The organism is Nocardia heshunensis (genome assembly GCF_054782115.1).
Genome location: NZ_BAAGTC010000007.1, coordinates 358434 through 372689 on the forward strand (window position 1 = coordinate 358434; position 14256 = coordinate 372689).

Below are 14256 nucleotides of genomic sequence, written 5' to 3' on the forward strand. Positions count from 1 at the left end.
GCTAAGCCTGCCGTCAGGTGGGCCGCTGGATGCACACGGGAGCGATGGCGAACCGCGGATGTCGCACGAAACGGTCATTTCACTCTCTCAATCGCATCAAGCGGCGCTTCCTCGGCTGAATTCTGGTATCTCCTACGCGAAGCCGTTATCGTGTGCCGGTGCCGATCCGAATCCCGGTGCGCGGGGTCGACGTGTGGGCTCGTACTTCTCATGGTCAACTGCCTTATCGATGCGAGGAGACTCCAATGCACCCCGGGCCGGTCGATCGCCACGTGCGTGCTTTTCGAGGATTGCCGGTCGGTGAGCTGATCGGCGGTCGGGTGTTCGTCCTCGGTGACGTCGGCGAGGACAGTCTCGTCAGGATCCATTCCCGATGCCTCTACAGTGAAGCGCTCGGGTCGCAAGACTGTGATTGCGGACCACAGCTTCGGCAGGCTCGCAAGTTGATGCTGGCCGAGGGCCGTGGGGTCATCATCTATCTCGAGCAAGAGGGTCGTGGTGCCGGCTTGATCGCAAAGGCCAAGGGTTACCACGTGAGCCAAAAGTATGGTGTCGACACCTTCGCGGCGTATCGCTGCCTCGGACTGCCGGTCGATCCGCGCACTTACGAGATGGCGGTGTCGGCACTGCGGGCCTTGCGTCTGCGCTCGGTGCGGTTGCTGACCAACAATCCCGACAAATCCAGAGCGCTCGCCGAGGCCGGCATCCTCGTCACGCAGGTACCTCTGCTGATCGAACCCCCTACTCCTGCCGCACGTACCTACCTCATGGCGAAGCGCCGAGAGCACGGCCACGATCTGCCACATCTGGATGCGGAAACAACCGCAGCGCAGGCGGATCAGCCCACAAGAGGTCTCCGATGGGCAGATCTGGTGACACCACTGACCTTCATGCTCGCCAGCGGTGTGGCCGCGTTGGTGTTGAATGCCTGGTTCGATATCTGATCGTGGCGTTTCGGGCCGTAAATTTCCGTTGCACGTAGCCGGGCACGAGTATTCCACCGTGGCACGGCGGTTGTCCGGGGCGCTTCGCACCATGAACTGTAAGGAGCAGAGTTGATTGCGGTGGTGTCGTCGAGGAGTGTGGTGGAGGCGTCGGCAGCGGAAAGGCTCGGAGAGGCCGAGCCGGTTGAGCCTGAACACTGGCTCACTCGCCGCGGAGCCGAACTGCGGGTGCGGGTCGAGTTGTTGGACGCGGGCGCCGATTCGGGTTCTATTCTCATCTTCGGAGACCTCGGCGACGCCCGGGCGAACGGCGTAAATCCCTTGGTGCGCTTGCATTCTCGATGTCTTTACGGCGACGCTCTGGGTTCCGACGACTGCGACTGTGGACCAGAGCTGCAGGCAGCGATGAACATGATCCAGGACGAGGGGGTCGGTGTCCTGTGTTATCTCGAACAAGAGGGCCGCGGCGAAGGTCTGTTGGTCAAGGCGCAGGGTCTGAATCTGAGCGAGCGGAAGGGCTTGAACACCTTCGATAGCTACACGCGACTGGGAAAAGATCAGGATTCCCGATCCTTCGACGCTGCGGCGGATTACCTTCGGAACAAGCTGAACCTGACATCGGTGCGGTTGATGACCAACAGTCCCTACAAGGTGGATGCGCTAGCCGATGCGGGTCTGCGCGTTGAGCGGGTACCACTGGAGACGGTTCCGCGCAGCGACCGTGCGCGGTGTTACCTCGAGGCCAAACGCGCGATCCGCGGACATCAGCTCGACCGGGCTCTCAGAGAAGCCGAGGAAGCGCTGGAGCAAGCGCTGCACGAAGCGGAAGAAACCCTGCACAGGAACGAAGATGCCTTCCGGTATGCGCATGTGGCAAGGCAGGATCCGCGAGTAGACCACGACCACCAAATGGCCCACGAACCGGACGCCACCGCCGCGCGCCCCCACCGATCGCGAATCGCCGCCGAACTGAACAGCAGGGCAGTATGGACATCGGTGGCCTGCGGATCGGTGGTCGCGGCATGCCTGATCTGGCTGGTGCCGCTGGGGCTTCCGGCTTCGGTGGCGGTTGCGGCAGTCGGTGTGGCGGGGTTCGCGATCGGGCGCGGATCTGGCTTGGGGAGTAGCTAGATCCAATGCTGCTCAGGTGAGTTTCGGGTATTTGCCTCCGAGACAGGGGAATTGGCACTAGCGCAGTTCGTGGCGGGTGTTCGGCGCTATCCTCGGGGTAATCGTGAAAAACACCGACGATCCAAGGGGATCCACGATGATCGCGATGCCCGATCACGCCTGGGATGCGGTTCGCGGAACGCTCCTGCAGTTCAGGAAGCACCAGGGTCTCGGCGTGGCCCGAATCGGCAACGGTGAAATCGACACAAGGATTCTGTTGCAGCTCAACGTGGTTCGTCGGTGCGCCTACATCGGGCAGACGGATCCGAGTGCGGCTCTGCCGAGCGCGATTCGCCGAGTGGTACGCAAATTGTCGGTAACCGACAGGGTCGTTGTTGACGCGGAGCTGTGCTTGGGACTAATGCGCGAGAACCACCCACCTGATGTCGATGTTGATCAGCTGTACAGTGCGACCCTTGCCGAGCGCCGGAACGCCTTAGTCCGGAATTGGCAGATCCTGCACCAGGTCTTGGGAGCGGTCGATCATCCGCCTGCGCTCTCGGCGAGGGCTCTGCGCGGGGGTGGACACGAGATGGCGGCGTTCGCAGCGCTGGCGACGCTGCTGACCACCCTGTCCGATCCAGGTGACGGCGAACCGGACGTGGTGGTGGTCATCGGGGACGCAGTCATCGACCACATCCTCGAGGTCGATCACTTTCCCACACCCGGAACCGTGATGTGGGGGACCGACTCCGGCACCCGCCCAGGTGGAAAGGGCCTCAATTGTGCCGTTGCGCTGGCGCGGCTGAGCCTCGACACCAGGATGCTGGCCGCGATCGGTGACGACGACGAAGGTAGGGAGGTTCTCGACTACCTAGCGTCCGAAAGAGTGGACACCAGCCTGATCAGGGTGGATCCACAGGCCTACACCCCGATCACGACAGTGGTGAGTCCCGCTGACGGCGACTACTCCGTGATCGCCATCGCCCAAGGGCGAACTCGACTGACTACCGCCGATCTCGAACACGCGCCGATCCGGCACGCGATCAGCTCGGCCGCGGCGGTGGTACTCACCTTCGAACACTCGGACCGTGTAATCGAAGAGGTGTTGAAATCGGTTGGTGCGCTGAAGGACTCGTCTTCATCAGCAGGTTCGCCCTGGCTGATTGTCATCTTCAGCCCGTCCCGTCCGTTGACACCAGCCGTGATGGCGCACTTCTCTGCGATCGATTACCTGGTCGGCACGTGGCACGATCTCGCAAAGCTGCATCCAGAACTTCCGGCCGTGGACGTTCCGGTGCAGGCCGTTGCTTCTCGGCTTCTGACCGAGGGGGTCGGCACGGTCTGTGTGATCGACCGATCCCAATGCATCGTCCATCGCCGCGGACCCGACGCCGTCGAGGTCGATCGATTCGCCACGTCGACCCCGAGTATCGCCGGTACGGCCTCCGCCTTCTCCGCGGCGCTGACCTCCCGACTTGTCAGCAATGCACATTCGGCCGACACCGCCGACTTCGTGTGGGCCACCGCCGCTATGGCGACACTGATCGGCCGGGCCTCCGGCGCCGGCGCCGTCGACCACGTCGGCGATGCCATACCGTCAGCGCAGTCAATCGACGAACCGATGAGGAACGCGCCGGGCGGTGCCTCTGCGATGCGCATGTCTGACGCCGCCCAAGACCGGTCTGACGCGGCGACGCGGAGGCGAAACCCACAATAGGCTCTGCGGTTAGCCGCATCGGTTTGGTGGTCTTATTGCCTGGATCGATTCGCACCGCACCGGGGAGGTTCATTTGCATACACCAGCTCTCGACACAGGTTGGGCCGAGCGTGTCCTCATCGGCAGCCGCGAGCACCGATTCACCCGCAGAGCACGCACCCTGACTGTGCGCGTGGTCGCGATCGAGAGCTCGAAGGATCATGTGCTGACCTTCGGTGACGACGCGAGCCCGCAAAATTGCCAGAGGCAGGGTGGTCAGGTGGTGCACGCGTGAAAGAGCTTCAGGCGACTGCACATTCGCTGTTTCGTAAAGGGCGCGAGATGCGGGTGCGGGTGGAGGAAGTGGGAGACGAGGCCGGGGTCGGGCACATGCTGATCTTCGGGGAGCCGGTGGACGGGTGTCTGGTGCGCATCCACTCCAGTTGCCTCTACGGCGACGCGCTCAACTCCGACTATTGCGACTGTGGTCCCGAACTTCGGCTGGCCCTGGACATGATCCAGGGCGAAGGCGGGCAGGGGGTGCTCATCTACCTCGAGCAGGAAGGGCGCGGTGAGGGTCTCGAATTCAAGGCGATGGGCCTGCGCCTGGGTGAACAGACCGGTGTCGATACTTTCGACACTTTCGACGCTTACCGCATACTTGGCCACCCTGAAGACTCCCGCACCTACGACCATGCCGCCGCTGCGCTCGCAGATCTCGGCCTGCGCTCGGTCCGGCTGATGACCAACAACCCGGACGAGGTCAAGGCGGTGGAGAAAGCCGGGTTGGTCGTCAAAGCCATACCGCTCGAGACCGAGCCTCGCAGTGAGCGGGCCGCGCGCTACATGGCGTCGAAGGTCAAACGCCGCAGCACCTATTCACAGCTTCCCCCCTCGAATCGGTAAATTCGGCCATCAACCTGACCGATGCGGCCCGCGACACAACCGAGACATTCTGGTTACGATGAGTGAGCCGCGCCACAGCTGGCGTGTGCTTATCGCGTGATGGGGTTGGTCGGCTGTCCGACGGTGGGGCGCGCGGTGGGCGCGCGGGTGGCGGGGTACCGCGAGAGGCTACCGGGAAAAGGGTTATGACGACTGACATCGGGTTTGCGCATGTATCGGGCACTACGGTTTTCACGATTCCGCAGGCGTTTCAGCAGACGTTGACGTTGCGGCCGGGGCAGGTGGCGTTGCGGACGGTGGGCGGGACGCGGCAGATCACCTGGCGGGAGTACGGGGAGCGGGTGCGCAGCATTGCGGCCGGGTTGGCCGAGCTGGGGGTGGGGCGCGGGGACTCGGTGGGGATCATGTTGACCAACCGGCCGGAGTTCAATCTGGTCGATACCGCGGCGCTGCATCTGGGGGCGACGCCGTTCTCGATCTACAACACCAGTTCCCCCGAGCAGATCGCGCATCTGTTCACCAATGCCGAGAACCGGATCGTGATCACCGAGCCCGCGTTCCTGGACACCGTGCGCGGCGCCGGGGTGGAGTTGGAACACATTGTGCTGGTGGAGGGTTCGGCCGCGGGCGCGCTGACCCTCGAAGAGGTCGAGGCCGCACCCAAGGCGGACTTCGACTTCGACGCCGCCTGGCAGGCCGTGCAGCCCGAGGACGTCGCCACCTTGATCTACACCTCCGGCACCACCGGCCCGTCCAAGGGTGTGGAGCTCACGCACGCGAACGTGGTCGCCCAGATCGTGGGCTTGGTCGACGGCCCGCTGACCGTCGGCCTCGACGACCGCTCGGTGTCCTACCTCCCGGCCGCCCATGTGGCCGACCGCATTTCCGGTCACTGCGCCAACCTGTTCACCGGCGTGCAGATGACCTGCGTACCCGATGCGCGCGAGATCGCCGCCGCCCTGCCCGATGCCCGCCCCACCGCGTTTTTCGGGGTGCCGCGCGTGTGGCAGAAGATCAAGGCCGGCATCGACGCGAAACTCGCCGTCGAGGCCAGCCCGGTGAAGAAGGCCCTGGCCAACTGGGCGCTGAGCGTCGGCGCGCAGGCCGCCCGCGCCGATCTGGCCGGCAACGGCCGCGGCGCACTGCTGGATGTGCAGCACAAGCTCGCCGACGCACTGGTTTTGAGCAAGCTGCGCCACGCGCTCGGCTTTGACGAGCTCAAGGTCGCCGCCTCCGGCGCCGCCGCGATCCCGCCGGAAACCCTGGAATACCTGCTGGGCCTCGGCTTCACGGTGACCGAGGTGTGGGGCATGTCGGAAACCTCCGGCGTCGGCACCTACACCCCGCTGGCCAAGCCCAAGCCGGGCACCGTCGGTATCCCGTTGAAGGGCCTCGAGATCCGTCTCGGGGAGGACGGTGAACTGCTGGTGCGCGGTGCCATCGTCTCGCACGGTTACCGCAAGATGCCCGACAAGACCGCCGAGGCCATCGACGCCGACGGCTGGCTGCACACCGGCGACGTCGCCACCATCGACGGCGACGGCTACGTCAGCATCGTCGACCGCAAGAAGGAACTCATCATCACCGAGGCGGGAAAGAACCTGTCTCCCACCAATATCGAGAACACCGTCAAGGCGGCGTCTTCGCTGGTCGGTCAGGTGGTGGCGATCGGCGACAACAAGCCGTTCATCGCCGCCCTCATCGTGCTGGACCCCGACACCGCCGTGGTGCGCGCCAAGGCCCTCGGCACCCCCGACGCCGAGCTGAAAACCCTGGCCGCGCACCCGGAGATCGTCGCCGAGATCAAGGCCGCCGTCGCCACCGCCAACACCAAGCTGGCGCGTGTCGAGCAGATCAAACGCTTCACCATCCTCGACCTGGGCTGGGAGCCCGGCGGTGACGAACTCACCCCCACCCTCAAGCTCAAGCGCAGCCCGATTGCCACCAAGTACGCCACCGAGATCGCCGCGCTCTATCTGACCCCGGCCCCCGACGGCGTCGTCGACATGAAGTAGCCACCCGCGCACCGAAGACTGTGGGCCTGGACGAAAAGTCCAGGCCCACAGTCATTTCGATGCCTTCAGCCGCGGACCATGCTGGCGCGCGTCACCCGAGCCAGCTGGTCGCTCATCGCCTCGGCGACCCGGCCCATCTGGGCGTGGCTGTGTTCGGCGGTGTCGTATTCGACCTGGATGGTCAGCCGGTCGCCGACGGTGAAGATGGTCATCTTCGGTGGCATACCCGCGGCCATCGCGAACACTTCGTCGCGCACGAATTCCAACTGCGCGGGCAGCGAATGTGCGGGCAGGCGGCCCATATTCGACAGGGCGATCGCGGGCGGAGCCGACAGCATCGCCGCCACTTGCGGATCCAGCGCTCGATGTGAGGCGCGCATGAACAGCGCCGGGAACCGGGTGTCGAGCAGCTGCCGCATGGTCGCGTCGATGATCGGACCGAGGGCCAGCGGATCGGAGTCGCTGTCGACCACGGCGGGAGTGCCCAGACCGGAGGCACAGTTGAGCACCGTCGAGGCGGGCAGCCGCGGCGACAGCTCCGGTCGCAGGTCCACAGCATGCCCGCACATCATCGGCACCGGACCCGACTCCGGCAGCTGGGCGCGCACGGCTGCCAATGCGGCCCCGGCGAGCAGACTGTTGACCGAAATGCCGCGGGCGCGAGCGATATCCACGATCTCCGCGGTCTGCCCGGTGCTCAATGCGATGCGCCGCAACGCCAGCCGCCCGCCCGGATCACCCACCCCGTCACCATCGAGGGGCAGGGCACGCGGGGCAGCCTCGGACCCGAAACCCGCGGCCGCCTCCCGCACCTGCGCCAGAAAGCCATCCACCTCGGCGTCGCTGGTGACCCGGGTCAGGAGCTCATCGACCCCGCCGACCAGCTCGCGATCCGAATCCGGCAGCGGCAGCGGGCTTCCCGCCACTTGTGCGCTGTAGCGCTGCCACAGCTCGTCCAGCAGCGCGAATGCCGAACGCCCGTCGCTGATTCCGTGATGAATGATCAGCACCAGCCGGGTCTGCGTCGCCCCGCGCAGCAGCACCGCGCGGAAGAGTCCGTCCGCCCAGTCCGGTCGGGTGTTGACCAGGGTCCAGTAGTCGTCGATCTCGCCGAGACGTTCCTCGAGCGGCGGCACGAAGCCGTCCTCGACCACCAACCGGGACGCCCCGTCGCCGGTAACCGCCCGGCTGCGCAACAGCACATGCCCGGCCGCGAGCTCGGCGAGCACTCGCTGCAGCAGGTCCGCGTCGACCTCACCGCGCACGACGCTGCCGATGAACAGCGGCATGCCGCCGATGGGCACGCTGCCCAGGCGGGCGTCGGTGGTGAAGTAGCCGATTTCGAAGGGGGACATCGATCGCTGTGCAGTCATATCAGGCTCGTACTTCCGTGTGATGAATCGTGCCGAGCTCGACCATACACGCGTTTCATACACCTGTTCAAAACATGTGTTTGAAACGTACGTCACAAACGTTCGTATGATCCGCTGCTAGGCTGACCGCCGTGGGAACCCGTGAAGACCTGCTCGCCGCCGCCAAACAGTGCCTGGCCGAACGCGGCTACGCCCGCACCACCGTGCGCGATATCGTCGCCGCCTCCGGCGCCAACCTGGCCGCCATCAACTACCACTTCGGCACCCGCGACAACCTGCTCAACCAGGCCATGCTGGAGTCGACGTCCGCGGCGGTGCAGCGCATGCTCGACTCCCTGCCCGGCGACGACTCCGGCGCCCCCGCCGCCCGCCTGAACACCTTCTGGGACAAGCTGATCGCCTCCTTCGTCACCGACCGCGAGATCTGGGTCGCCAATGTCGAGGCCATGGCCCAGGCCCTGCACTCCCCCGCCCTGCGCACCGAAATCGGTACGGCGCAACAGGAAGCCCGCGCCGGCCTCGCCGGCGAACTCGGCCAAGACAACCCGGCGATCGGCGCCCTCCTGCAAACCCTCATCGGCGGCCTGCTGGTGCAGCACCTCATCGACCCCGACCACGCCCCCACCGCATCCGACCTCGCTACGGGCCTGCGCGCCCTCGCCGACCTCGCTGCTCCCCGGTAGATTCCAAGCGACAGCACCCCAACACGCCTGTGGCCCCGAGTGAATCACTCGGGGCCACAGGAGCTTCGATGTGTGAACGCCTACAGCTGCTCGTGCGTGCCGATCAGCGTGGCACGGCCGATCGCATTCATGAACAGGTTGAATCCCAGGTACGCGGGCGAGGCCGACTCATCGACCTCGAGCCGCTCCACCCCCACCGCGTGCACGACCACGAAATACCGATGCGCCCCATGCCCGGCAGGCGGGAACGCCCCGGTGTACTCGTGCAACCCCGCATCATTACGCAGATGCAGCGCGCCTTCGGGCAGCGTGCCGCCCGCGCTGGCCTGCCCGGTCGCCAGGCTGGTGGTAGTGACCGGCACATTCGCCAGCACCCAATGCCAGAACCCCGACGCCGTCGGCGCATCCGGGTCGTACATCGTGATCGCGAAACTCTTGGTCTCGGCCGGGAATCCGGACCAGCTCAGCTGCGGGGAGACATCGCGCCCGCCCGCCCCGGCCAGCGCGCTGACCTGGTCGAGCGACAGCGGCTTACCGTCGCTGATATCGGCGGAGGTGAGGGTGAACTCGGGCAACTGCGGTAGCGCGGCGTACGGGTTGTACGAATAATCCGGCACGTCAGGTCCTTTCGACTCGTCAGCTGTGCAACAGGAAGTGTTCCAGCACGCGGGCGCCGAATTCGAGCGATTCCACCGGAACCCGCTCGTCGACCCCGTGGAACAGGGCGGTGAAGTCCAGTTCGGGCGGCAGCTTCAACGGTGCGAAGCCGAAGCAGCGAATCCCCAACTTGGCGAAGGCTTTCGCGTCGGTGCCGCCCGACAGCATGTAGGGCACGGTGCGTCCGGCCGGATCGTGGGCGAGGATGGCGTCGTTCATGGCGTCGACGAGATGCCCGTCGAAGGTGGTCTCGTACGAGTCGAGTTTGGTGATCCACTCGCGCTCCACATCCGGCCCGATCAGCGCGTCGACCTCCTTCTCGAACTCGGCCTGGCGGCCGGGCACCACCCGGCAGTCGACGACGGCCTCGGCGGTCTGCGGAATCACATTGGCCTTGTAGCCCGCATGCAGCATGGTCGGGTTGGCGGTGTCGCGCAGGGTCGCGCCGATGATGCGCGAAATGGTGCCGAGCTTGGCGAGCTGGCCCTCGATATCCGGTGAGGCCGGATCGAATTCGAGCCCGGACTCCTCGGCCACGGCCGCCAGGAACTCCGCCACCGAATCCGACACCACCAGCGGGAACGTGTGCGTCCCCAACCGCGCGACAGCCTGCGACAGAATGGTGACCGCATTGTCCTCGTGCAGGAACGAGCCGTGCCCGGCACGGGCCTTGGCGCGCAACCGCATCCAGCCCAGCCCCTTCTCCGCGGTCTCGACCAGATACAGCCGCCGCTCGCTGCCGTCGGGCTTGGGCACGGTCAGCGAGAACCCGCCGACCTCCCCGACCGCCTCGGTGACACCCTCGAACAGGTCGGGCCGGTTCTCCACCAGCCACTGGCAGCCCCACTTGCCACCGTTTTCCTCATCGGCGACGAACGCCCACACGATGTCACGTGGCGGCACCGTGCCCTCGATCTTGAACTGCCGGGCCACGGCCAGCATCATGCCGACCATGTCCTTCATATCGATGGCCCCGCGGCCCCACACGTAACCGTCACGCACCGCGCCGGAGAACGGGTGCACGCTCCAGTCGGCGGCCTCGGCGGGCACCACGTCCAGATGCCCGTGCATCATCAACGCGCCCCGCGAAGAGTCCGCGCCACGCAACCGCGCGAACACATTCCCGCGCCCGGGCGCCCCGGATTCGACGTACTCGGTCTCATACCCGGCTTGCTCGAGTTGTTCGGCCACCCACAGCGCACACTCGCGCTCGCCCTTGGTGGTTTCGAGTTCACCGGTATTGGAGGTATCGAACCGGATCAGCGCACTGACCAGGTCCACCACTTCCGACACGGCACGCGGGATGTGGGTTTCGGCAGTTTCGGACACGTCACTTTCCTACCACCTCCGCGACACCCCGCGCCCGCCCGCCGCCCACCCCGCCCGGGCGCGACCCAGCTAACCCCCACCACTCGAATTGAAATCACCCATCCCCCAACACTTCCCCGCACGTGCGGCGAGTGGCACACCCTGGAGGGGAATGTCCGAAAAACCCTCCAGGATGTGCCACTCGGTGAAGGTCAGCGGAGGAAGCGGACGGTGGTGGTGAGGGTGGTGAGGAGCGATTCCAGGTGTTGGTCGGCGATGCGGCGTTCGAGGACTTCCGGGTCGAGGCGGGTCGCGGTGGCCCACAGTTCGCCGATATGGGCTTGGACGTCGACGTCGGTGGCGGCCAGCACCCACAGCAGGGGTGGCCATAAGCGGGCGGCCTGGGCGAGGGCGGGCAGGGTGAGCAAGGTCGGGGTGTCGAGCTGGGCCAGGCACAGGCCCGCGCGGCGGCGCACCTCGGCGGGGGTGCGGGCCAGCGGTTCCAGGACGCCGCGCCAGGAGGCGACATCGCTGCTGCCGTCCACCGCTGCGACCAGGGTTTCGGCGACTTCCGACAGCACCGGGTTGAGGGCCAGCCGGGTCAGCGCATTAGGGCTGAGGTGACCCAGGAAGCGCAGCATGTCGGAGGTGACGTCGGCGGCGATATAGGTGGTGAGCAGGTCCGCGATCGCCGAAGGTGGCGCCACCTCGAAGAGGATGTCACCGACCGCGGCGATCACATCCGGGGTGCAGCGCGCGAACACCGACAGCGCCGCCAGCCGTAATTCCTTGGAGCCGTTGATGACCGTGCCCAGCAGCCGCGGCAGCCGCTGACTGCTGCCCGCCAGCAGCTGCCGCACCACCGCGCTGATCGATTCCCCCGAGTACGCATAGGCGGCCGAGCGGATCAGCCCCTCGTCGTCGGGCACCCCCTCCTCGACCGCACGCACGAGTTCCGGTGTCGCATAGGCCAGAAACGGCCCCGCGGTGATGTAGTCACGCCGATTCATCAGCTCGTTGACGATCGCCACCACCGGCGCCGCCGGGGCGTCGTCGGCGAGCTGCCCGACGGTCCGCGGATCCAGATACGGCGCACAATCCGCGGCATATCCGACATCCATCCGCAGCAGCGCCTCGACCGCCTTGGCGGGATACTGCACGCCGATGGCCCCGGCCGCACGCCCGGTCATGCTGGCCGGCACCAGTTTCTGCACGATCGGCAGCGAAATGCTCAGCGGGATCAGCGGCACCAGTTTGGCGATCCGCTCGAAGACCGGAGTGTGCTGATCGAACAGCTGCCCCGCCATGCGTTGTTGCAGTTCGTGCAGGCGGTGCGGGCCGAGCTTGTCGAGGTGAGCGAGCCGTTCCACCGGCACATGCAGGGTCCGTGCCAGCAGGACCAGCTGGGCTCGCGTCACCAGGTCGGTCATAAGCCCGGCCGCACGGTACATCCGTGGCAACCCGCGAATTCGTCTGCGCCGGACATGCTTTCCCCGTTTCCCCGGGCGACCTGAACTCGGCCTCCCGATGTCGACCGCCCATCATAGAGGTGACCGTCGGGCAAAAAGTACAAAAAGTGCAGAGTCCCTGTACACCGTTAGGATCCGGCCACGAGTCAGCCCGCCGGGTGGCATCGCGGGCGTCCCGGCTCCCCGGTCCTGCGCAGGTAGGACGGCACCCGGCGGACCGAACACACCCGCCCCAACAGCAACCGACGCCGCCCACCCAGCAACTCGAGGCCGACCCCTCGAGGCCAGCCCACCCTGACAACTCGAGGTTGGCAGCGGTCGTAACCCCACGGACCTCCAGCGCCAGGCCCAACGGCAGGCCGGGATCACCCGACCCAGCCGGTCGGCGGCACAGTGTTCACCGAACCCGCCCTCGAACAGGCTCAACGCGGCTGGAATCGAGCGCGCAAGCGGGGCGCAAGCGCACGCAAGTGCCCGGCAATCGGCGCTCGGCAGAGTGGTCCTCATGAACGAGACACGAGATGTGGTGGTGGTCGGAGCCGGACCGGTCGGGCTCATGCTGGCGTGCGAACTGCGCCTGGCGGGCGTGGACGTGCTCGTGGTGGAACGACTCACCGAACCGGATATGACGATCAAGGCGGGTGGCATCAACGCACCCGTCGCCCAGGCCCTGGCCCGACGCGGGATGCTGCCGCAACTGCGCGCGGCACACGAGGCGGCCATCGCGCGGATGGCGGGCCTGTTCGGTAGCGCGAAGCCCGGCAACGCCCCGAAGCGCAAGCCCGCGGGCGGACACTTCGCGGGCATCATGCTCTGGGGCGACAACCTCGACACCGAGGACCCGGCCTTCGCGGATCTGGGCCCGGCCGCCGAATACCGCTTCGTCGATCAGCAGGCCATCGAGGCCATGCTGGCCGCCCGCGCCGCCGAACTCGGGGTGCCGGTGCGCCGCGGCGTCGAGGTCACCGCATTCACCGACGATGGCATCGGCGTCACCGTCGAGGTCGGCGACCGCACTGTGCGCGCGAGTTGGCTGGTCGGCTGCGACGGCGGCCGCAGCGCGGTGCGCAAACTCGCGGGCTTCGAATTCCCCGGCGTGGACCCGGAAATCACCGGCCGCCAAGCCTTGGTCGAGATGACCGGCGCGGAAGATGTTCCGCTGGGCTGGAATACGACCCCCACCGGCACCTACGTCCACGGCCCGGTGCCCGGCCGCATCCTGACCGTCGAACTCGACGGCCCGCCCGCCGACCGCACCAACCCCGTCACCGCCACCGAGCTCGAGGACAGCTTCGAACGCGTCACCGGCGTGAAAGTCCAGATCTCCCAGGTGATCTCGGCGACCCGCTTCACCGACAACACCCGCCAGGCCCCGGACTACCGCCAGGGCCGCGTACTGCTGGCGGGCGACGCCGCCCACGTGCACTCCCCCTTCGGCGGCCAGGGCCTCAACCTCGGCATCGGCGACGCGGCCAACCTCGGCTGGAAACTCGCCGCGGTGATCCGCGGCCGCTCCCCGGAATCGTTGCTGGACACCTACACTCGCGAACGCCACCCGGTCGGCGAATGGGTCCTGGACTGGACCCGCGCACAGGTCGCCCTCATGCGCACCGATCCGCGCAGTCGCGCCCTGCGCGCCGTCGTCACCGACCTGCTCGACACCCCCGACGGCGCCACCCAGATCGCCAAGAAACTTGCCGGCGTCCAGCACCGCTACGACCTCGGCAGCGACGACCCGCTCGTCGGCAAGCCCACCCCCGACTTCGACCTCGCCGACGGCACCCACCTGTCCGACCACTTCACCACCGGCAAGGCCGTCCTCCTCGACCTCACCGACTCCCCCGACCTTGCCGCCACCGCCGCCCCCTGGTCCGACCACCTGGAAATCCTCACCACCAAACCAGCCCAACCCCGCGACCCCCTGTCCCTGCTCATTCGCCCCGACGGCATCATCGCCTGGACCTCCGCCACCCCCCACGGCCTCGCCACCGCCCTCACCCGCTGGCTCGGCCCCGCCTGAACCGCGAATTCTTTTCGCGGGCAGCAGCGGTCGCGGGCTGGAGACAAACCTCGAAGTAAGTCCCTGAGCAGC

Annotated in this window: 11 protein-coding genes; 7 read left to right on the plus strand and 4 right to left on the minus strand. The window is 66.7% G+C overall.

The genetic code is table 11. The annotated features are described in order from the left end of the window. The first annotated feature begins 245 nt into the window (after positions 1-245). From ACYVN4_RS24730 to ACYVN4_RS24750, 5 genes are all read left to right on the plus strand, one after another. On the plus strand, positions 246-944 hold the full coding sequence (locus ACYVN4_RS24730) for a GTP cyclohydrolase II (protein ID WP_460724371.1): 699 nt from the start codon (positions 246-248) through the stop codon (positions 942-944). 120 nt (positions 945-1064) lie between these two features. After that, positions 1065-2075: a GTP cyclohydrolase II gene (locus ACYVN4_RS24735; protein WP_460724679.1), complete on the plus strand. Its 1011-nt coding sequence runs from the start codon at positions 1065-1067 to the stop codon at positions 2073-2075. Positions 2076-2178: 103 nt separating this feature from the next. Then, complete coding sequence (locus ACYVN4_RS24740; RefSeq protein ID WP_460724372.1) at positions 2179-3774, plus strand: carbohydrate kinase family protein; 1596 nt, start codon at positions 2179-2181, stop codon at positions 3772-3774. 270 nt (positions 3775-4044) lie between these two features. Continuing rightward, complete coding sequence (locus tag ACYVN4_RS24745) at positions 4045-4659, plus strand: GTP cyclohydrolase II (RefSeq protein WP_460724373.1); 615 nt, start codon at positions 4045-4047, stop codon at positions 4657-4659. Between the two features lie 185 nt (positions 4660-4844). Continuing rightward, positions 4845-6674 (plus strand): AMP-dependent synthetase/ligase, encoded by a 1830-nt coding sequence (locus tag ACYVN4_RS24750; protein ID WP_460724374.1) that lies wholly within the window; start codon positions 4845-4847, stop codon positions 6672-6674. Between the two features lie 65 nt (positions 6675-6739). On the opposite strand, the gene ACYVN4_RS24755 is transcribed toward ACYVN4_RS24750, so the two are convergent. Continuing rightward, positions 6740-8047 (minus strand): phthiocerol/phthiodiolone dimycocerosyl transferase family protein, encoded by a 1308-nt coding sequence (locus ACYVN4_RS24755; RefSeq protein WP_460724375.1) that lies wholly within the window; start codon positions 8045-8047, stop codon positions 6740-6742. 131 nt (positions 8048-8178) lie between these two features. Between ACYVN4_RS24755 and ACYVN4_RS24760 the strand changes: the two genes are divergently transcribed. Beyond that, on the plus strand, positions 8179-8730 hold the full coding sequence (locus ACYVN4_RS24760; protein WP_460724376.1) for a TetR/AcrR family transcriptional regulator: 552 nt from the start codon (positions 8179-8181) through the stop codon (positions 8728-8730). An 80-nt stretch (positions 8731-8810) separates the two neighbouring features. On the opposite strand, the gene ACYVN4_RS24765 is transcribed toward ACYVN4_RS24760, so the two are convergent. The 3 genes from ACYVN4_RS24765 to ACYVN4_RS24775 form a co-directional block, all read right to left on the minus strand. After that, entirely contained in the window at positions 8811-9347 is a 537-nt protein-coding gene (locus ACYVN4_RS24765) for a YbhB/YbcL family Raf kinase inhibitor-like protein (protein ID WP_460724377.1), read from the minus strand. A 19-nt stretch (positions 9348-9366) separates the two neighbouring features. Then, positions 9367-10716 (minus strand): M20/M25/M40 family metallo-hydrolase, encoded by a 1350-nt coding sequence (locus ACYVN4_RS24770; RefSeq protein WP_460724378.1) that lies wholly within the window; start codon positions 10714-10716, stop codon positions 9367-9369. A gap of 191 nt (positions 10717-10907) precedes the next feature. Further along, on the minus strand, positions 10908-12125 hold the full coding sequence (locus tag ACYVN4_RS24775) for a hypothetical protein (RefSeq protein WP_460724379.1): 1218 nt from the start codon (positions 12123-12125) through the stop codon (positions 10908-10910). A 544-nt stretch (positions 12126-12669) separates the two neighbouring features. Here ACYVN4_RS24775 and ACYVN4_RS24780 point away from each other — a divergent pair. Then, the gene (locus ACYVN4_RS24780) at positions 12670-14184 is read left to right on the plus strand and encodes an FAD-dependent monooxygenase (RefSeq protein WP_460724380.1); all 1515 of its coding nucleotides are present in this window, start codon (positions 12670-12672) and stop codon (positions 14182-14184) included. The last annotated feature ends 72 nt before the right edge of the window (positions 14185-14256 follow it).